The 18,881-nt window shown below is 71.2% G+C and carries 16 protein-coding genes; 13 read left to right on the top strand and 3 right to left on the bottom strand.

Going from position 1 to position 18,881, the window contains the following annotated elements; translation table 11 throughout:
* Window positions 1-62 precede the first annotated feature (62 nt).
* The 3 genes from EL493_RS16085 to EL493_RS16090 all read left to right on the top strand — a co-directional run bounded on the left by EL493_RS16085 (window position 63) and on the right by EL493_RS16090 (window position 2,765).
* Window positions 63-971 carry a DNA/RNA non-specific endonuclease gene (locus EL493_RS16085; RefSeq protein ID WP_019050405.1) on the top strand — a complete coding sequence of 303 codons (909 nt, stop codon included), beginning with the start codon at window positions 63-65 and terminating at the stop codon, window positions 969-971.
* A gap of 153 nt (window positions 972-1,124) precedes the next feature.
* The gene (locus EL493_RS32375; protein WP_019050406.1) at window positions 1,125-1,292 is read left to right on the top strand and encodes a hypothetical protein; all 168 of its coding nucleotides are present in this window, start codon (window positions 1,125-1,127) and stop codon (window positions 1,290-1,292) included.
* A 294-nt stretch (window positions 1,293-1,586) separates the two neighbouring features.
* Window positions 1,587-2,765 carry a PucR family transcriptional regulator gene (locus EL493_RS16090; protein ID WP_019050407.1) on the top strand — a complete coding sequence of 393 codons (1,179 nt, stop codon included), beginning with the start codon at window positions 1,587-1,589 and terminating at the stop codon, window positions 2,763-2,765.
* Window positions 2,766-2,772: 7 nt separating this feature from the next.
* Here EL493_RS16090 and EL493_RS33745 read toward each other — a convergent pair whose 3' ends face one another.
* Window positions 2,773-3,768: an NAD(P)H-dependent oxidoreductase gene (locus EL493_RS33745; RefSeq protein WP_019050408.1), complete on the bottom strand. Its 996-nt coding sequence runs from the start codon at window positions 3,766-3,768 to the stop codon at window positions 2,773-2,775.
* 100 nt (window positions 3,769-3,868) lie between these two features.
* Here EL493_RS33745 and sigJ point away from each other — a divergent pair, with 100 nt between their 5' ends.
* The 3 genes from sigJ to EL493_RS33565 all read left to right on the top strand — a co-directional run bounded on the left by sigJ (window position 3,869) and on the right by EL493_RS33565 (window position 10,646).
* Window positions 3,869-4,762 (top strand): RNA polymerase sigma factor SigJ, encoded by an 894-nt coding sequence (sigJ, locus tag EL493_RS16100; protein ID WP_019050409.1) that lies wholly within the window; start codon window positions 3,869-3,871, stop codon window positions 4,760-4,762.
* Window positions 4,763-4,873: 111 nt separating this feature from the next.
* The gene (gene rph, locus EL493_RS16105; RefSeq protein WP_019050410.1) at window positions 4,874-7,477 is read left to right on the top strand and encodes a rifamycin-inactivating phosphotransferase; all 2,604 of its coding nucleotides are present in this window, start codon (window positions 4,874-4,876) and stop codon (window positions 7,475-7,477) included.
* Window positions 7,478-7,559: 82 nt separating this feature from the next.
* Entirely contained in the window at window positions 7,560-10,646 is a 3,087-nt protein-coding gene (locus EL493_RS33565; protein ID WP_019050411.1) for a protein kinase domain-containing protein, read from the top strand.
* A 9-nt stretch (window positions 10,647-10,655) separates the two neighbouring features.
* Here the strand turns inward: EL493_RS33565 and EL493_RS16115 are convergent, their stop codons facing one another.
* Window positions 10,656-11,225, bottom strand: coding sequence for a TetR/AcrR family transcriptional regulator (locus tag EL493_RS16115; protein ID WP_019050412.1), 570 nt, complete (start codon window positions 11,223-11,225; stop codon window positions 10,656-10,658).
* A 93-nt stretch (window positions 11,226-11,318) separates the two neighbouring features.
* Between EL493_RS16115 and EL493_RS16120 the strand changes: the two genes are divergently transcribed.
* Window positions 11,319-12,656, top strand: a complete 1,338-nt coding sequence (locus EL493_RS16120; protein WP_019050413.1) for an oxygenase MpaB family protein — start codon at window positions 11,319-11,321, stop codon at window positions 12,654-12,656.
* Between the two features lie 91 nt (window positions 12,657-12,747).
* Window positions 12,748-13,536: an SDR family NAD(P)-dependent oxidoreductase gene (locus EL493_RS16125; protein ID WP_030203116.1), complete on the top strand. Its 789-nt coding sequence runs from the start codon at window positions 12,748-12,750 to the stop codon at window positions 13,534-13,536.
* 42 nt (window positions 13,537-13,578) lie between these two features.
* On the opposite strand, the gene EL493_RS16130 is transcribed toward EL493_RS16125, so the two are convergent.
* The gene (locus tag EL493_RS16130; RefSeq protein WP_030203113.1) at window positions 13,579-14,208 is read right to left on the bottom strand and encodes a TetR/AcrR family transcriptional regulator; all 630 of its coding nucleotides are present in this window, start codon (window positions 14,206-14,208) and stop codon (window positions 13,579-13,581) included.
* 112 nt (window positions 14,209-14,320) lie between these two features.
* Here EL493_RS16130 and EL493_RS16135 point away from each other — a divergent pair, with 112 nt between their 5' ends.
* The 5 genes from EL493_RS16135 (at window position 14,321) to EL493_RS16155 (ending at window position 18,874) form a co-directional block, all read left to right on the top strand.
* Entirely contained in the window at window positions 14,321-15,544 is a 1,224-nt protein-coding gene (locus EL493_RS16135) for an acetyl-CoA C-acetyltransferase (protein WP_019050416.1), read from the top strand.
* A complete protein-coding gene (locus tag EL493_RS16140; protein ID WP_019050417.1) occupies window positions 15,544-16,302 on the top strand; it encodes an SDR family oxidoreductase in 759 nt (252 codons plus the stop codon). Before EL493_RS16135 ends, EL493_RS16140 begins: the two co-directional genes overlap by 1 nt.
* Window positions 16,299-17,054 carry an SDR family oxidoreductase gene (locus EL493_RS16145; protein ID WP_019050418.1) on the top strand — a complete coding sequence of 252 codons (756 nt, stop codon included), beginning with the start codon at window positions 16,299-16,301 and terminating at the stop codon, window positions 17,052-17,054. The genes EL493_RS16140 and EL493_RS16145 overlap by 4 nt, the downstream gene beginning before the upstream one ends.
* A complete protein-coding gene (locus EL493_RS16150; protein ID WP_019050419.1) occupies window positions 17,051-17,506 on the top strand; it encodes a MaoC family dehydratase in 456 nt (151 codons plus the stop codon). The genes EL493_RS16145 and EL493_RS16150 overlap by 4 nt, the downstream gene beginning before the upstream one ends.
* A gap of 228 nt (window positions 17,507-17,734) precedes the next feature.
* Window positions 17,735-18,874, top strand: coding sequence for an MFS transporter (locus EL493_RS16155; RefSeq protein WP_030203110.1), 1,140 nt, complete (start codon window positions 17,735-17,737; stop codon window positions 18,872-18,874).
* The last annotated feature ends 7 nt before the right edge of the window (window positions 18,875-18,881 follow it).

The raw sequence follows: 18,881 nt of genomic DNA on the forward strand, positions 1-18,881 counted from the left end.
TGGGTGGCGTTCACCCATCGCGGCGGTTCCCTCCGGGATCGCCCCCCGCCGAAGGGGTACCCATGACCGCCGGCCAGAACACACAGTCGCAGATCACGCGGGACCGGTTGCCCGCCGACCGCGCCACCGCGCCGAGGGTCGATGCCCCGGCGGCGGAGGCGATCGTGGCCCGCGGCTACGACCCCGACTTCCTCGGAACCCGGATCGGCATACCGGAACTCGACGCCGCCGTCGAGACCGACGCCGTCCGCCTCGACGGTTCCCCGAGGATCGACTACACCCACTTCTCGCTGGCGCTGAGCCGCTCGCGCCGGTTCGCCTTCTGGGTGGCCTGGAACATCGACGGCGCCGCGATGAAGCGCGTCGCCAGGGTCGGTATCGAGTTCGTGAAGGATCCGCGGCTGCCCGCCGACGCGCAGGTGGGCAACGAGCTGTATCTGCGCAACCGGCTCGACCGCGGGCACCTCGCCCGGCGCGCGGATCTGTTGTGGGGCAGCATGAGCGAGGCCGAGCAGGCCAATGTCGACTCGTTCTTCTACACCAACATCACCCCGCAGATGGACGACTTCAACCAGAGCAGCCGCCACGGTGTGTGGGGCGAGCTCGAGAACGCGGTGTTCGCCGACGTCGACATCGACGACCTGAAGGTGAGCGTGTTCGGCGGGCCGGTGTTCCGCGCCGACGACCGCGTGCACCGCGACGTCGCCCTGCCCAGGGAGTACTGGAAGGTCATCTGCTACGTCGAGCGAAACCGGCTGAGGGCCAAGGCATTCCTGCTGACCCAGCACGTCGAGCAGCTCGAGGCGCTCGAACTCGACGAGTTCCGGGTGTTCCAGGTCCCGCTGAGCGACATCGAGGCGCGGGCCCGGCTGCGGTTCCCGGCTCCGTTGCGGGCGGCCGACAGCGCCGCGACCACCGAGTCGACCGAACAGTACATTCCCCTGGAAACCACGGCCGACATCACGTGGTGATCCGTTGTGGATTTGTCCGACGATTCGGAACGGGGGCCCATGGAAAGGTCAAAACCGCGGGGATAACGGGTTCTAACGGGAGCCGGTCGTGATCTGATCGAGATGTCCCTGATTCAGGGATGTTTCGGAAATTTCTACCGAGGATGTACCCCTATGAATTCCAGTATCACCCGCCCGCTCGCCGTCGCCCTGTTCGTGTTGTCCGCGGGCGCGGCGAGCGTCGGTACCGCCACCGCGGCGGCCCCGGCGCCCGTCGCCGGTTCGGTGGAGGTCTGCCTGCCGATCCCGGTCGGCCCGCTCGAGCTGAGCTTCTGTCTGTGACCAGCTGAGCAGGTACCCGCGGGTGTGGGGTGGCCGTCGAGCCAGGCCGCGTCACACCCGCGGTGTCCGCCGCGGATTTGTCGGAATCCCCGAAGAATCCCGCGATCCGTTGCGCTCGGTCACAAGCGAACGTGGGACGGCGATTTGCTGTTCACGGTAAGTTGAGAACTTGCCCGGTGAACTGGGTGGGAAGGATTCATCATGGCTGTCTCAACATCCATCGCGCCGTTCTTGACCGCTGCGGGACGTCCGGTTTCTACGCCTTTGAAGGATGTGCGGACGATATCCCGCCAGATGGTCGGCCACTTCATCGAAAACGTCGTGCCGTGCGCGACGTTGCCCGGCGAAGTGCTCGACGGTGACGTCACCACGGTCACCCGCGTGTGCCTGGAACTGACCAGGGGCATGCTCGACGGCCGCGATCTGCCCGGCCGGCTCGAGCGCATCCAGGCCGCGGCCGCCGACTGGGCGCGCGAGGGCATTCCGATCGACACCATCCACACCGCCGTGCACGAAGGCTTCAAGCTCGGCTTCGACCTCGTGATCGCCCATGTCACCAGTCACGACCACGACACCGTGGTGGGTGTGGCGCGGCGCCTGACCGAGGTGCAGAACATGATCACCTCGGCGGTGTCGACCGCCTATGTGCGCGAATTGCGTTCCGTGGTGGGCGAACACCACACCGCCGTACACACCCTCACCTCGGCGCTGCTGGGCGGGCAGAGCACCTCGACCATGGCCAGGGAGTGCGGGATCGAGATCGCCGAGCGCTACCACGTCATGGCCATCGCGCTGCCGCCGCACACCGAGGAACACAATCCCGCCCTCGACGGCAATGTCGTGGCCCGCCGCAAGCTGCGCCGCGTGCAGGCCGAACTGGCCAACCGGTGCGTGGGCAAGGTGCTGTCGCTGCTCAGCGTCGACGGCGGCACCCTGCTGCTGCCGATCGACGAGTTCGCCGACGCCGACCTCGACGACCTGATCGTCGGATTGGCCACGGCCGCACAGGTTCCGGTGCGCGCGGTGGTCACCGCCGCGACCCCTGCGGAGATCCCGCAGGCCGCCGAACAGGTCCACGAACTGGTCGAGATCGTGGACCGGCTCGGCGGCGACAGCAAGGTCTACCGCCCGCACGAGCTGGCGCTGGAGTATCAGCTGACCAGGCAGGGCCCGGCCCGCGACTATCTGAGCTCGGTCGTGGACGCCCTCGAAGCGCATCCGGAACTGCTGCACACGCTCGAGGTGTACATCGCCACCAACCTGCGCCGCACCCAGACGGCCCGGGAACTGTTCATCCACACCAACACCGTCGACTACCGGCTCAAACGGATCGGCCAGCTCACCGGCTTCGACCTCAACGACGTCACCGGATTGTGTTATCTGCGTGCGGCATTGCTGATCCGCGCCCATCGCGGGCGCGGCAGGCAGGAGATCCTGCGCGCGGCCGAGGAGACCAGGTCGCGCGCGGGCTGACCCGTCGTCAGGGGTGCAGATCCGCGGTCGGCGTGCCACGCAGGACGTCGAACGGCACCGAGGCCTGGTCGTGCACGATCTGCCAGGCGCCGTCGATCTGCCGGAAGCAGAAGGTGACCCGCACCCACATGCCCTCGGTCTCCTGGCCGGTGTGCAGGACGCCGCCCAGCCGGCCGAAGCAGTGCCCGAAGGCAATGTCGCGTCCCCTGGTGATCGTGAGGTCGCGGACCTCGTAGCGCACCTCGTCGAAGACGGTGAACACCTTGGCCCAGTTCGCCAGCTTCGCCGCCACGCCCACGTGCTGCAGCGGCGGCTCGACATCGAAGGACACCACGTCGGTGGCGTAGAGCGGCCGCAACGCGTCGAGATCCTGGGCGTGGATGCCCGCGACGAGCGCGTCGATCGTCCGGCGAATCCCGTCCTGGCCGTTCGGTTTCCGGTCGTCCGCTCGCAGCGGGGCCAGCGCGCCGCTCCACGCGACCACCTGGTCGAGCAGGGTGTGCAGGGCCGTGGTGTGGTGCTCGGCCGGGGTGAACCGGGTGTAGTCGACGAAGTCGGTGAGCACCGAGATGGCCACCTGGGCCCGCACATCGGCCAGGCCGAGCGCACCGCACACGGCCCGCAGCTGCTCGACGGCGCGGATCCCGCCGCCGGCGCCGTAGGAGACGAAACCCACTGCCTTGTCGGCCCATTCGGCGAACAGGTGATCGATGGCGTTCTTCAGCACGCCGGGCGCGCCGTGGTTGTATTCCGGCGTCACCACGACGAAACCGTCGAAGCGGGCGATGGTGGCGGCCCAGTCCCTGGTGTGCGGATGCGCGGACGGGCCGAACATCGGTGCCACCGCCTCGTCGAGGTGCGGCAGCGGATGGTCGAGCAGGTCGATCAGGGTGAAGTGCGCGTCGCCACGTCCGGCCGCGGTGTCGAGGACCCAGCGGGCCACCTGCGGGCCGTTGCGCTGGGGGCGGGTGCTGCCGAGGATGATGCCGATGGAAGGTGTCATGCCGTGGTGACGACGCAGCCCGCCGGAACGTCAGGCCTCACATTCGCGGGGGCTGCGTCGTCGACTCCAGGAGGGCCGCATCGACCGAAGGAGCCGACCCGTGACCGACCCAGACCTGAACGCGGTGATCAGTGAACGCCGGCGCCTGATCAACCTCGCCTACCGGTTGCTCGGCTCGCTGGCCGAGGCCGAGGACGTGGTGCAGGAGACCTACCTGCGCTGGTACCACCTGACCGAGGCGCAGCGGCGCGCGGTGACGGTACCCGCCGCCTGGCTGACGACCGTGGCCGGGCGCCTCTGCCTGGACCTGCTCGGCTCGGCCCGTGCCCGCCGGGAACGCTATGTGGGGGAGTGGATTCCCGAACCGATCCCGGACCGGACCGAATGGCGGGGCGCGACCCTGCCCGCCGATCCGGCCGATCGGGTCACCCTCGACGAATCGATCGGGATGGCGTTCCTGGTGGTGCTGGACGCGATGACCCCGGCCGAGCGGGTGGCGTTCGTCCTGCACGACGTGTTCCGCTACTCCTTCGCCGAGATCGCCGAGATCGTCGGACGCACCCCGGCGGCCTGCCGCCAGCTGGCCTCCTCGGCGCGGCGCCGGGTCCGCACCGCGCGGGCGCTGCCCGGCGGCGGACAGGCGGAGGTGGTACGCGATTTCCGGCGGGCCTGGGAGGCCCGCGACATCGACGCGCTCATTGGCCTGCTCGATCCCCGGGCCACCGCGACGGCCGACAGCGGCGGCCTGGCGCCGGCGTTCCTGGAACCGATCAGCGGCGGCGAGCGGATCGCCCGCGCCTGGGTCGAGATCGCGGCGCGCGGTCCCGCGGTCACCCTGGTCGAGCGGAGCGTGAACGGCCAGCCCGGGCTGGTGGCGGAACTGGACGGAACGATCGTGTCGGTCTACGCGTTCGACATCGCCGACGGCCGCATCACCCGCATCTGGGCCATCCGGAATCCCGAGAAATTGCGACCGTGGACGGCCACGCCGTAGTTCGGCTTCCCCCTTCCACTGTATACACGATTCCGGGCCCTCATGAGGAACCCGGAACTGGCCCATAATCGCTCGCGAAATGCCGAAACCACCGGGTGAGGAGCGGTCCGCATGGGCTATGTGCTGGATTTCGACGAGATCGACCGGACGCGGATCGCGGCCGTCGGGGGCAAGGGCGCCAACCTCGGTGAGCTGTCGCGGATCGACGGCGTGCCGGTGCCCGCCGGTTTCTGTGTGACCACCGACGCCTACGCCCGGGTCGTCGAGAAGGCGGCGATCGGTGACCTGCTCGGCGAGCTGTCCCAGCTCGCCCCCGAGGACCTGACCGCCGTCGCCGCCGTGAGCGCCCGGGTCCGGCGCGCGATCGAGGACACAGCGCTTCCGGACGACGTGGCCGCCGCGATCCGCGCCGCGCACGCCCGCCTCGGCGCGGACGCCGCCTACGCGGTGCGCTCCAGCGCGACCGCCGAGGACCTGCCGACCGCGTCCTTCGCCGGTCAGCAGGACACCTATCTCAACGTCGTCGGCGCCGAGCGGATCCTCGCGCACGTGCGCCGGTGCCTCGCCTCGCTGTTCACCGACCGTGCCGTCGGCTACCGGATGCGGAATGGGTTCGGGCACAGGCGGATTCGCATGGGCGTGGTGGTGCAGCGGATGGTGTTCCCGCAGGCGGCCGGTGTGCTGGTGACGGCCGACCCGCTCACCGGCGACCGCACGGTGGTGTCCGTGGACGCGAGCTTCGGCCTGGGCGAGGCCCTGGTGTCCGGGCTGGTGAACGCCGACGTCTACCGGGTCCGGCACGGAGCGATCACCGACCGCGCCGTCGCCACCAAGAAGCTGGCCGTCGAACCGCTGGCCTCCGGCGGCACCGAGACCCGGGAAATCGACCCGGAGCGCCGGAACGAGCGGGTGCTCACCGACGAGCAGGTGCTGCGGCTCGCCGCGCTGGGACGGCGCATCGAGGCGCACTTCGGCTCACCGCAGGACATCGAATGGTGCCTGGACGGCGCGGATTTCCGGATCGTCCAGAGCAGGCCGATCACCACGCTGTTCCCGATCCCGGAGGCCGCGGACACCGAGAATCGCGTCTACGTCTCGGTCGGCCACCAGCAGATGATGACCGACGCCATGACCCCGCTGGGCATCTCGGTCTGGCAGCTGACCAGCCGCGCGCCCATGCGCACCGCGGGTGGCCGGTTGTTCGTCGACGTCACCGCGATGCTGTCCACACCGTCGGGCCGGGACCAGGTGGTGGGCGCGCTCGGCAAGTCCGATCCGCTGATCGGCGACGCGCTGCGGACCGTCCTGGACCGGGACGGCTTCGTCCGCACGGTGCCGGATCCGGCGGCCGGCGCCGCACCGGCCGCGCCGGCGCCCGCCCCGCTCGCGGCCGATCCCGACCTCGTCGCCACGCTGATCGCCGACAGCGAGAAGTCCCTGGCCACCCTGCGACACGACATCGAGACCGTGACCGGTCCGGCCCTGCTCGACTTCCTCCGCACCGATATCCAGGGCGAGTTCCGCCGGGTGCTGTTCGCGCCGCGCAGCCTCCAGGCGATCACCTCGGGGATGGACGCCGCGTTCTGGATCGACGACATCCTCGGCGCCTGGCTCGGCGTGCGCAACGCGGCCGACGCGCTCACCCAGTCGGTGCCGCACAATGTCACCTCGGAGATGGGACTGGCACTGCTCGACGTGGCCGACGCCATCCGGCCGCACCCGGAGGTGGTGGCCTACCTGCGCCGGGTCGAGGACACCGGCGACACCGCGCATTTCCTCGACGAACTCGCCGACCGGCCGGGCGGCCCGGCCGCGCGCGCCGCCCTCGAGACCTTCCTCGACCGGTACGGCATGCGCTGCGCGGGCGAGATCGACATCACCCGGCCCCGCTGGAGCGAAGAGCCCGCCACCCTGGTGCCGACCATCCTCGGCAACATCCGCCACTTCGCGCCGGGCGAGGCCGCGCGCCGCTTCGAGGACGGCCGGCGCCACGCGCTCGAGCAAGCCCGCGATCTGGTGGAACGGGTGCGCGGGCTACCGGACGGGGCGCGCAAGGCCGAGGAGACCGAGCGGGCGATCGAGCGCATCCGGGTGTTCACCGGCTACCGCGAATATCCGAAATACGGGATGGTGAACCGGTATTTCGTCTACAAGCAGGCCCTGCTGCGCGAAGCCGCGCGCCTGGTCGCCGCGGGCGTCGTGGACGATCCCCAGGACATCTACTACCTGACCTTCGACGAACTCGACGAGCTCGTGCGCACCCACGAGCGTCGCGACGACCTGCTGCGCGCACGCAAGGACGAGTTCCGCGCCTACCAGGCCCTCACCCCGCCCCGGGTGCTCACCTCCGACGGCGAGATGATCACCGGCACCTACCGGCGCGACGGCCTGCCCGCGGGCGCGCTGCCCGGCATGCCGGTCTCCGCCGGTGTCGTCGAGGGGCGGGCCCGCGTCGTCACCGACCTCGGGCAGGCCGACCTGGCGCCGGGCGACATCCTGGTCACCGCCTTCACCGACCCGAGCTGGACCCCGCTGTTCGTGGCCGTCGCGGGCCTGGTCACCGAGGTGGGCGGGCTGATGACGCACGGCGCGGTGATCGCCCGCGAGTACGGGCTGCCCGCCGTCGTCGGCGTGGAACGGGCGACGAGCCTGATCCGCGACGGGCAGCGCATCCGCGTGCACGGCTCGGACGGCTACATCGAGGTGCTGTCGTAGTACCCGCGGGCCCGGCACGGCGATATTCTCGAGTCATCGAGAGGTGAGCTGTGAGCTCAGGCGACAATCGGCGGCGCGGTCGATGACCGGCGCCGACCCGTTCACGACGCAACCGGACGCGTCGGGCTCGGTCGTGGCGGAACTGGCCGCGGCCGGGTTCGCCGATGCCGTCGAGATCGGCCGTGGCGGCTTCGGCATCGTCTACCGCTGTTCCCAGTCGCTGCTGGACCGGGTGGTGGCGGTGAAGGTGCTCACCGCCGACCTCGACGAGGACAACCGCGCCCGGTTCCTGCGCGAGCAACGCGCCGCGGGCAAACTCACCGGCCACCCGAACATCGTGCACATCCTGCACGCGGGCACCACCGGCAACGGACGGCCCTACCTGGTGATGCCCTACTTCCCGCGCGGCTCGCTGGCCGTGCGGATCCGGGACAGCGGACCGGTGCCGCTGCCCGACGCGCTGCGCCTCGGCGTCAAGATGGCGGGCGCGCTGGACACCGCGCACCGCGCGGGCATCCTGCACCGCGACGTGAAACCGGCGAACATCCTGCTCACCGGCTACGACGAGCCGATCCTGGTCGACTTCGGCATCGCGCACGTGGCGGGCGCGTTCGTCACCGACACCGGCATCGTCACCGGGACACCGGCTTTCACCGCGCCCGAGGTGCTCTCCGGGGCGCAGGCGAGCGCCGCGGCCGATGTCTACGCACTGGGCGCGACCCTGTTCGCCGCGCTCACCGGGCACGCCGCCTTCGAACGCCGCAGCGGCGAACAGCTCGTCGCGCAGTTCCTCCGCATCACGTCCGCGCCGGGACCGGATCTGAGTTCCGACGACATCCCGGCCGATGTCGCCGCCGCCATCGGCGACGCCATGGCGGGCGAACCCGGCGACCGCCCGTCGGCGGCCGCACTGGGGGAGCGTCTGCAGGCCGCCGAGCACCGGCACGGCTTCGCGGTCGACGAGATGGTGTCCTCGCCGGTGCCCGAGACCGGGGCGGCCCCGCCGCCCGCCGAGGTGCCGCTGGTCCGGGTCACCGGACCGCGACAACTCCGGCCCGCCGCGCGCACGACGCGGCGGGTCGAGTTGCCGGTGGAGCTGAACAGTTTCGTCGGCAGGCGGACCGAACTCGCCGCCGTCCACCGGGCGCTGTCCGGCGCGCGCGTGGTGACCCTCACCGGCATCGGCGGTGTCGGCAAGACCCGGGTGGCCGTGCGCGTCGCCGCCGACGCCAAGGACCAGTACGCCGACGGTGTGGCGTTCGTGCCGCTGGGCGAGCTCAGCGACCGATCCCAGCTGACCGGCGCGGTGGCGAGCGCGCTGGGCGTGCGCGGCCGCGCGGCGCTGCCGCTGCCGGAACTGCTCACCGACTACCTCGGCGACCGGAATCTGCTGCTGGTGCTGGACAACTGCGAGCACCTGGTGGCCGCGGTGGCCGAGTTCGCGGCGGCTCTGCTGCGGGCCTGTCCCGCATTGCGGATTCTCGCGACGAGCCGCGAGCCGATCGGTGTGGACGGGGAAGCGGTGGTGCCGATCCCGCCGCTGGCCGTCCCCGATCCCGACGGCGCGCTCGCCCAGGCGACCATCGCCATGCTGCTGTTCGCCGAACGCGCCGCGGTCGCGGTGGCCGGGTTCGAGCTCACCGACGACAACCGGGCCGTCATCGCCCGCATCTGCCGCAGGCTCGACGGACTGCCGCTGGCGATCGAACTCGCCACGGTCTGGCTGCGTTCGATGACCCCCGACCAGCTCGCGCAGCGGCTCTCCGACCGGTTCACCCTGCTCACCCGCAGCCCCCGCAGCTCACCGCCCCGGCAACAGACCCTGCGGCTGTGTATGGACTGGAGCTATGAGCTGTGCACGCCGGACGAACAGCGACTGTGGGCCGAATTGTCGGTGTTCGCGGGCAGTTTCGATCTCGACGCGGCGCTGGCCGTGTGCGGCGAGGGCCGGTCCGAGGCCGAGCTGCTGTATGTCCTGTCGCTGCTGGTCGACAAGTCGATCCTGATGCGGGTGCCCGGCCCGGGCGAAGTCCGCTTCCGGATGCTCGACACCGTGCGCGATTTCGGCCGCGACACCGCCCGTCGCACGGGCGGCTACGTCGAGCTGTGCCGCAGGCACCGGCGCTGGTACGAGCAGCTGGTGGTCGACGCGAACGCCGACTGGGTGGGGCCGCGACAGCTCGGCTGGGTCCTCGCCATGACCAGGGAGGAACCGAATCTGCGGCAGGCGCTGGAATTCTGCCTCCGCGACAGCCCCGAATCCGGGATCCGCATCGCCGCCGCGGTGTGGCCGTTCTGGTTCTGCGGCGGCTCGCTCGACGAGGGCCGCCGCTGGCTGGACCGGCTGCTGGCCGCGGATCGTGGACCGCTCACGGTCGGGCGCGCCACGGTCGTCTACGCCGACTGCCTGCTGGCCGCGGTCCAGGCCGACCTGCCCGCGGTGACGGCCAGGGTCGGCGAGGCCAGGGCCATGATCGGCCCGGACACCGACCGGCTCTGCCGCGCCCACGTCGATTTCGCCGAGGGCACCCTGGCGGTGCTGCGCGGCGATCCCACGCTGGCGCGGCGCGTGCTCGGTCAGGCGATCGCGGTGTACGCCGAGCGAGGCAACGTCTTGTTCCAGGTCGACGCCCTGACCACGCTCGGCCTCGCCTACGAGCTCGAGCACGACCACGACCGGGCCACCGAGGTCTACCGGCGGGCACTCGAGATCACCGACGAGCACGGCGAGACCATGTACCGCTCGTATGTGCTGTGGTCGCTCGCGGTCACCGAATGGCGCCAGGGCTATGCCGCCCAGGCGATGGAGCTGCTGGCCGCGGCGCTGCGCGCCAGCCACGCGGTGGCCGACAAGATGAGCGTCTGCATGTGCCTGCACGCCATGGCCTGGATCGCCGCCGAGCACGGTGACACCGAGCGCGCGGTGGTCCTGACCGCGGCCGCCGAGCGGGTCGGCGGGTCGGTCGGGATGGCCCCGATGATCGACCCGAGCGTGCGGGTCCACCTGGCCGACTGCGAGCGCCGCGCCCGCCGGGCACTCGACGAGCAGGCCTATGCCGCGGCCCGAAGAGCCGGGGGCGCAATGGATTTCGACACCGCGGTCGGTTACGCGCTGGGCACGGACGAACCCGTCGACGCCGACCGCGCGCATCGTCCGACCCCGACCTGACGGCCCCGGTCAGCCGGGCACGACTCGCGCCCGGATCTGCCGGATCAGCGCGCCGAGCCGTGCCACCGTCGCGTGTTCCGGGTCGCTGAGCCGCAGCTGGAGCAGTTCCCGGATGGCAGCCTGCACGATGCGCGCGGTGTACTCCGGATCGGGGAGATCGGGAAAGGCCTGTTCGAGTTCGGCCCGGAAGAACCGCTGCACGATCTCCTGTGATTCGGCCAGCCGCTGGGACAACTCCGGCGGCGCGCCCTCGGGCGGAAACAGGAACAGCCGCCAGGTGTTCGGATACGCGTCCACCGCGTGCAGCATGGCGGTGAAGGCGTTGACGAAGCGATCGGTCTCGTCCGGATCGGCGTGCTGGGCGATCGCCTCGGCGAACTGGCGGCCCGCGCGCTGCTGCTCGCGGTCGATCAACGCGACGAACAGGCCGGGCAGATCGCCGAACTGCTGATACAGGACCGGGCGGGTGATGCCGGCCGCCGTCGCGATCCGGTTCGGCGTCGCGGCGTGGAAACCCTCGGCGGTCACGATGGCGTGCGTGCTGTCGAGAATCTGCTCGCGCCGATCCTGCGCGGTCATGCGCTTGCGCGCGGGCGGCGTCGTCGTCACCCTTGACAGGGTAACTTACAACCTGTCAGTGTCTAACTGACAAGGTGAAAGTTAAGGAATCTCATGACGCTCCACTATCCGGAACTGGCCCGGCGGGTGCGCAGTCAGCGCGAGTTGCAGCCCGGTCTCTACGGCGCGGTCGACTTCGACGCGACGCCTCACCGCTTCACCGCCGACCCCGCGGTCGAATCCTCGCTGCCCGGCTGGGTCGCCGACCGCGCGCCCCTGCTGCGCGACGAGCGGGTCGTCGAGCTGATGCGCACGGCGACCATGCTCGGCGACGCCGTCGCCGACCCCTACGCGGCGCTGGCGGGGACCTATGGTGTCCGCGGTCTGGTCGGCATGCTCCGGCAGGCCTGCCGGAGCGGCGTCGACGCCGTGCCCGCGGCCCCCGCCGAACTGCGGGCCTTCCTCGCCGCCATGGAGGCCACCCCGGACTGGGTCGACATGGCGCTGGTCGAAGAGGGCGCGCGCCAGTCCAGGGCCGCCGCGGCGTTCCTGTCGCCGTTCCTGATCCGCGGCGCCTTCCTCGCGACTTTCCTCAACACCTATGCGGCGCTGCCGATGACGCTCACCGGGGCCCTCTCCGGCCGTCGCGCGGCGCGCCGCGTGCACGAGACGGCGAGCTTCTTCGCCGTCACCACCGTGCGGGGCGCGCTGGAGCGGCACGGACCCGGCTTCGAGTCGGCCGCCATGGTGCGGCTGATGCACTCGATGGTGCGCTGCAACGCGCTGGCCCGGTCCGGACAGTGGGATCCGGCGATCTACGGCATCCCGGTGCCCCAGGTCGACCAGATGCCCGCCGGGCTGATCAACATGTACCTGCTGGCCACCTTCGCGCACCGCCGCGGCCGCATCGTCTTCACCCCGCGCGAGCGGGCGATCCTCGAATTCAGCCGGTACCGGTGCTTTCTGCTCGGCCTCCCCGAGGAACTGCTGCCCACGACGGTGCCCGGGATCCTCGAGGTGTTCCACGGGCGCGCCGCCCTGCTGCGCCGCGACTTCGACGACGCCACCTGCGGTGCGCTCGTCCGCTCCACGATGGCCGCCTACCTGCGCCCCGGCCGTACCCGCTACGACCGGGCCGCCGACGCGGTGGAGCGCAGCTGGAGCCGGGCGTTCTTCCTCGGTTTCTGCGGTGGCGACCGCGCGGCGGCGGCCGCGATGAGCGTCGATTTCGGCGTCGGTGACGGTGTCCGGGTCGCGCTCACCGCGCCGTTCGTCCTCGGCCGGTTCCTCGTGGTGGTCCTCGCGGGCCGCAGACCCCGGCTGCGGGCCGCGGTCGAGCGCTACACCGACCGGGTCCTCGCGCGCCGCCTCGCCGAATACGGCACGCCCGACTTCACCACCGACGCCGGTGACTATCCCGCGGCCGCGTCCGCCACACCGGAACACCCGTGAACCGCCGGTAGGCTGGGGCGGGCGTTCTTTCGTGTCGGAGTGCCGGTGGCCGTCGTCTCGGCCGCCGGACCGCGGTGGAGGAGTGATGCGCGTGCAGATCGATCTGACGGGTAAGACGGCCCTGGTCACCGGCTCGACGCAGGGGATCGGGCTGGCCATCGCCGAGGGTTTGGCGCGCAGCGGCGCCAGAGTCGCGATCAACGGCCGCACGGCCGGGCGCGTCGACGCCGCAGTGGCCGAATTGCGTGGCGCGGGCGGCGATGTCGTCGGCGTCACGGCCGATGTCGCCACCGCGGACGGCGCCGCGGCCCTGCTCGCCGCGCTGCCCACCGTCGACATCCTCGTCAACAATCTGGGCATCTTCGAGGCGGTGCCCGCGCGGGAGATCACCGACGCGCAGTGGCGCGACTTCTTCGAGGTCAATGTGCTCGCGGCGGTCCGGCTCATCCGGTCCTATCTGCCCGGCATGATCGAGCGGGGCTGGGGACGCGCCGTCCAGATCGCCAGCGACTCGGCCGTGGTCACGCCGCAGGAGATGATCCACTACGGCGCGTCCAAGACCGCGCTGCTCGCGGTGACCCGCGGCTTCGCCAAAGATGCCGCGGGGACCGGTGTCACGGTCAATTCGGTCATCGCGGGCCCTACCCACACGGCGGGCGTGGAGGACTTCGTCTATCAGCTCGTGGACCGCTCGCTGCCGTGGGAGCAGGCCCAGCGCGAGTTCATGCGCGAGCACCGGCCGCAGTCGCTGATCCAGCGGCTGATCGAGCCGGCCGAGATCGCCAACATGGTGGTCTACCTGAGTTCGCCCCTGGCCTCGGCGACCACGGGCGGGGCGCTGCGGGTCGACGGCGGCTACGTCGACGCGATCCTGCCCTAGCGGCCCCCGCGGTTCTAAGCGACCGCTTAGAACCGCCGACGGCTATCGCTCGACGGCGCCGACCATGCGCGCGGCGAGTTCGGCGTAGGCGGCTCCTACCGCCTCAGGGCTGTGCAGCTCGCGCGACGGATACCAGCGCAGCGTGTCGATGCACAGCGACAACACCGCGAGGGTCACCGTGTCGATATCGGGCACGCCGAACTCGCCGGTCCGGACACCCTCGGCCACGATCGCCCGCAGCGTGTCGACGATGTCGCGGCGCAGCCGTACCACCGTGGCGTGATGGTCCGGGTCGAGCGCGCCGAGTTCGTACTGCACCACGCGGCCCGCCGTGGTGTGCTCGGCGTGCCAGTAGGCGAACGCGTACACGGCCGCACGCAGGCGTTTCGTGGCGTTTCCCGGCACGTCGGCGCCGGCGCGCAGAGCGGCCAGCGCCGCCGCGTGCCCGGACGTGCTGAGCCGGGCCAGTACCTCCTGCTTGCTACGGAAGTGGATGTACATCGCGGCCGGGCTCATCCCCGCGCCCGCGGCGATCTCGCGCGTGCTGGTGCCGTGATAGCCCTTCTTCGCGAACGCGTCGCGGGCCGCGTCGAGCAGCCGCAGTTCGGCCTCCACGATTGGTCGCTCGCTCGCCGTGGATCCGGCCGGTCCCGTCGATGTCTGTGCTGGCATGCGTCGCGTCCTTCGGTCCGGACCGGCCCGGCGCCGGTGGTCACCCATTGACTTTCTCACACCCGCTCCACATACTAAGCGAACGCTTAGCCAGGTGGATAGGGAGAGCACTATGACCGAAGCAGTAATCGTCGCCACCGCGCGGTCGCCGATCGGGCGGGCGGGCAAGGGCTCGCTGATCAGCCTGCGGCCGGACGACCTCGCCGCACAGGTGATCGCCGCCGCGCTGGCGCAGGTGCCGGGGCTGGACCCGAACACGGTGGACGACCTGTACCTGGGCGCCTGGGAGCACACCGGCGAGCAGGCCGAGAACATCGCCCGCCGGGTGGCGGTCCAGCTGGGCCTGGACGCCGTGCCCGCCGTCACCGTGAACCGGGCCTGCGCGTCGAGTGTGCAGACCACCCGCATGGCGGTGAACGCGATCAAGGCGGGCGACGGTGAGGTCTTCATCTCCGGTGGCGTGGAGTGTGTTTCGCGCTATCCGCGGCAGAACGGCGTCGGCGCGGGCGACCTCGCGTTCCAGAACCCGCTGTTCGCCGACGCGCAGGCGCGGACCGCGCGGCTGGCCGAGACGAACGAGACCTGGACCGACCCCCGGGCCGAGGGCGCCCTGCCCGATGTCTACATCACCATGGGACAGACCGCCGAGAACGTCGCCACCCACCGCGGCATCAGCCGCGCCGAACAGGACGAATTCGCGGCGCGCTCACAGCAATTGGCCGAGAAGGCGATCGCCGACGGCTTCTTCGCCCGCGAGATCACCCCGGTGACCCTGCCCGACGGCACCGTCGTCACCACCGACGACGGACCGCGCGCGGGCACCACCGTCGAGGGACTGTCGGGTCTGCGCACGGTCTTTCGCGCCGACGGCACCGTCACCGCGGGCAATGCCTGTCCCCTCAACGACGGAGCCGCCGCCCTGGTCGTGATGAGCGACACCAAGGCCAGGGAGCTGGGCCTGATCCCGCTGGCGCGGGTCGTGTCCACCGCGGTGAGCGGGCTGTCGCCGGAGATCATGGGCTTGGGCCCGGTGGCGGCCTCGCGACGCGCGCTGGCCAAGGCCGGCTTGTCGATCGGCGACATCGACCTGGCCGAGATCAACGAGGCGTTCGCGGCGCAGGTCATCCCGTCCTACCGCGACCTCGGCATCGATCTCGACAAGCTGAACGTCAACGGCGGCGGCATCGCGCTGGGTCACCCGTTCGGTGCCACCGGCGCCCGCATCACCACCACGCTGCTGCATTCGCTGGCTGAACGCGACCTGCAGTTCGGGCTGGAGACCATGTGCATCGGCGGCGGTCAGGGCATGGCGATCATCTTCGAGAGGCTGAGCTGATGACGCGCACGCAGACACCGACGTCGAACCTGAGCTTCGACTTCGCCGGGCAGTCGGTCATCGTCACCGGCGGCGGCCGCGGCATCGGCCTCGAACTGGGCCGGGCCTTCCACACCGCGGGCGCGGTGGTCTACCTCGTCGACTTCGACGCGGCCGTGGTCGCCGACGCGGCAGCCGAGGTGGGCTGCCGGTACGCGGTGGCCGATGTGGCCGACAGCGCGTCGGTGCGGGCCGTGGTCGAGCAGGTGCACGCCGAGACCGGCCGGATCGACGTGCTGGTCAACAACGCGGGCATCCTGCGGGACCGGCTGCTCTGGAAGCTCACCGACGACGACTACGAGCAGGTCATGGCGGTGCACGCCGGCGGCACCTTCCGGTTCACCCGCGCGTGCGTGCCGTACTTCCGCGAACGCGGCTACGGCCGGGTCGTCAACGTCACCTCCTATACCGGTCTGCGCGGCAACCCCGGTCAGTCGAACTACGCCATGGCCAAGGCCGGGATCATCGGCTTCACCAAGACCGCGGCCAAGGAACTGGCCCGCTTCGGGGTAACCGTGAACGCCATCTCACCCAATGCCGAGACACGGATGATCGCCTCCATCCCCGACGACAAGAAGGCCGAGCTCACCGGCCAGATCCCGATGGGCCGCTTCGCCGAGCCCAGCGAAATGGCCTCCGCCGTGGCCTTTCTCGCCTCGGCCGAAGCCGGCTACATCACCGGCACCGTGCTGCCCGTCGACGGCGGGATCTCGATATGACGGGCCGGTTCGACGGACAGGTCGCCGTCGTCACCGGAGCCAGCCGGGGGATCGGTCTGGCGATCGCCCGGCGCCTGGTCGAGGAAGGCGCGCGGGTCGTGCTCACCGCCCGCACCGAGGAAGCGCTCGACGCCGCCGTCGCCGAACTCGGCGGGCCGACGGTCGCGCTCGCGGTCGCGGGCAAGGCCGACGACCCCGAGCATCAGGTGGCGACACTGGCCGAGGCGGCGCAGACCTTCGGCGGTGTCGACGTGCTGGTCAACAACACCGGCATCAATCCGGTGGCGGGCCCGGTGCTCGACACCGATCTCGGTGCCGCGCGAAAGACCATGGAGGTGAACGTATTCGGGGCGATCGGCTGGACCCGGGCCTTCCGTGACCGGGCCGGGGACCGGGCCAAGGCCGTGGTCAATCTCGCCTCGGTCGCCGGCCTGCGTCCCGCCGCCGACATCGGCGTCTACGGCGTGAGCAAGTCGGCGCTGATCGGGCTGACCACGCAGCTGGCGCAGGAACTCAGTCCGGCGATCCGGGTGAACGCGGTGGCGCCCGCGGTGGTGCGCACCAGGTTCGCGACCGCCCTGTTCGAAGGCAAGGAACAGCAGGTGCGCGCGGAATACCCGCTCGCGCGGCTGGGCGAGCCCGCCGATGTCGCGGCCGCGGTGGCGTTCCTCGCCTCCGGCGACGCCGCCTGGATCACCGGGCAGACCTTGGTCGTGGACGGCGGGCTCACCCTCGGGGGCGGGATCCGATGACGACCTTCGCCTCCCTCGACGAGTTGCGAGCCGCGGTCGGGGCCGACCTGGGTGTCAGCGACTGGGTCGAGGTCACTCAGGACCGGATCGACACCTTCGCCGACTGCACCGAGGACCGGCAGTGGATCCACATCGATCCGGTGCGCGCGGCGGACGGCCCGTTCGGCGCGCCCATCGCGCACGGGTATCTCACGCTGTCGCTGCTGTCGGCGTTCCTGACCGATCTGCTGCGGGTGGACGGCGTGCGCGCGGCGGTCAACTACGGGCTGGACAAGGTGCGCTTCCCCGCGCCGGTGCCGGCCGGGTCGCGGGTTCGCGGGTCCGGGCGGCTGGCCTCGGTCGACGAGGTGCCCGGGGGTGTGCAGGTCGCGATCGATGTCACCGTCGAGTGCGACCGGTCCGGCAAACCCGTCTGCGTCGCACGGACATTGGCCCGGTATCTCGGCGGATAACCGGTTGCGCGGTGGGTTAGGTTGGGAATCGTGACCACTGCTACCGAGGCGGACAGACTCTAGCCACCGGTCCGCCGGTGGCTGCCCCGTGCGAACCACACCGTGCCGACCGGACACGGTCTCTCGTGGTGCGCCCGGATGCCCCGGTTCGACCGCTGTCTGTCCGTCGCGCCGCGTCCCCGCTGCCGGGACGCGCGCGTTCAGCTCGGTGACCAGTGGGAGTTCCCTGTGCCTAAGTGGTTGGTGGCGTTGTTCGTCGCCGCGTTCGTCTTCTATACCGACGACTATGTGATCGCCGGTGTCCTGCCCGAGATCGCCGGTGATCTCGGGGTGAGTCAGGCCGCGGCGGGCCAGCTCGTCACGATCTTCGCCGTGACCGTCGCGCTGGTGGCGCCGGTCGCGGGTGTGGTGTTCGCGCGCGTGCCACGCCGGTCGCTGCTCGCGACCGGCGTGTGCGTGTTCGTGGCCGCCAATATCGGTGCGGCGCTGACGCCGTCGTTCGGTGCGCTGCTGGTGGTGCGGGTGGTGGCCGCGGCCGCCGCCGCGGTCGCGACACCGTCGCTGTTCGCGACGGCGGTGCGGCGCGCCCCCGCGGATCGCGTCGGGCGGTCGGTGGCGGTGGTGGCGCTCGGCGTCACCGGGTCGATCGCCGTCGGCGTGCCCGTCGGCACCTGGATCGGTGGCGTGTTCGGCTGGCGCGCGACCTTCGCCGCGATGGCGGTGGGCGGGGTGATCGCGCTCGCCGGGCTGCTGGCGGCCCTGCCAAGGGAGCCCGCCGAGACCGCCGTCCCGGACTGGAAAGCCCAGCTGCGCAGCCTGTCCCGGCGTCCGGTGAGCTGCGGCCTGCTGGCGAACACCTCGCTCATGACCGGTTCGATGATGATGCTCACCTACCTGGCGCCGTACCTCGCCGAGGTCGCCGGGCCGGGAGTGGACGCCCGCGCGGTCTCGTTCGGGCTGGCCGGTGTGGCGGGCATGCTGGGCATGTGGGCCGGTGGCGTCGCGACCGACCGCTGGGGCCCGGATCGCGCGCTGTCCGCGGGAATCGGCGCCATCGCGGGTTCGATGGCGTACCTGTCGCTGATGTGGGTGCTGCGCCCGGTCCCGTCGGCTGCCCTGCTCCCGGTGCTCGCGTTCTGGGGCGGCGCCGCCTTCTGGAACTCACCCGCCATCCAGGCCAGACTGGCCCTGCTGTCCGGCCCGCTGGCCCCGCAGGCGCTGGCGCTCAACACCTCCGGCACCTACCTCGGGGTCGCGCTGGGCGGTCTCTGCGGCGGCCTCGCCATGAGCGTCGGGAGCAGCGCCGTGTTGCCACCGCTCGCCGCCGGTTTCGCCCTCGCCGCCCTGCTCCTGCTGGCCCGGGCGTGATCAGGAG

Origin of the sequence: Nocardia asteroides (assembly GCF_900637185.1) — a bacterium.
Lineage (GTDB): Bacteria > Actinomycetota > Actinomycetes > Mycobacteriales > Mycobacteriaceae > Nocardia > Nocardia asteroides.

Excerpts from the sequence above, each read along its gene's own strand:
- EL493_RS16085 (WP_019050405.1), top strand. The coding sequence starts at position 63 with ATGACCGCCGGCCAGAACACACAGTCGCAGATCACGCGGGACCGGTTG.
- EL493_RS32375 (WP_019050406.1), top strand. The coding sequence starts at position 1,125 with ATGAATTCCAGTATCACCCGCCCGCTCGCCGTCGCCCTGTTCGTGTTG.
- EL493_RS16090 (WP_019050407.1), top strand. The coding sequence starts at position 1,587 with ATGGTCGGCCACTTCATCGAAAACGTCGTGCCGTGCGCGACGTTGCCC.
- EL493_RS33745 (WP_019050408.1), bottom strand. The coding sequence starts at position 3,768 with ATGACACCTTCCATCGGCATCATCCTCGGCAGCACCCGCCCCCAGCGC.
- rph (WP_019050410.1), top strand. The coding sequence starts at position 4,874 with ATGGGCTATGTGCTGGATTTCGACGAGATCGACCGGACGCGGATCGCG.
- EL493_RS33565 (WP_019050411.1), top strand. The coding sequence starts at position 7,560 with ATGACCGGCGCCGACCCGTTCACGACGCAACCGGACGCGTCGGGCTCG.
- EL493_RS16115 (WP_019050412.1), bottom strand. The coding sequence starts at position 11,225 with ATGACCGCGCAGGATCGGCGCGAGCAGATTCTCGACAGCACGCACGCC.
- EL493_RS16120 (WP_019050413.1), top strand. The coding sequence starts at position 11,319 with ATGACGCTCCACTATCCGGAACTGGCCCGGCGGGTGCGCAGTCAGCGC.
- EL493_RS16130 (WP_030203113.1), bottom strand. The coding sequence starts at position 14,208 with ATGCCAGCACAGACATCGACGGGACCGGCCGGATCCACGGCGAGCGAG.
- EL493_RS16135 (WP_019050416.1), top strand. The coding sequence starts at position 14,321 with ATGACCGAAGCAGTAATCGTCGCCACCGCGCGGTCGCCGATCGGGCGG.
- EL493_RS16140 (WP_019050417.1), top strand. The coding sequence starts at position 15,544 with ATGACGCGCACGCAGACACCGACGTCGAACCTGAGCTTCGACTTCGCC.
- EL493_RS16145 (WP_019050418.1), top strand. The coding sequence starts at position 16,299 with ATGACGGGCCGGTTCGACGGACAGGTCGCCGTCGTCACCGGAGCCAGC.
- EL493_RS16150 (WP_019050419.1), top strand. The coding sequence starts at position 17,051 with ATGACGACCTTCGCCTCCCTCGACGAGTTGCGAGCCGCGGTCGGGGCC.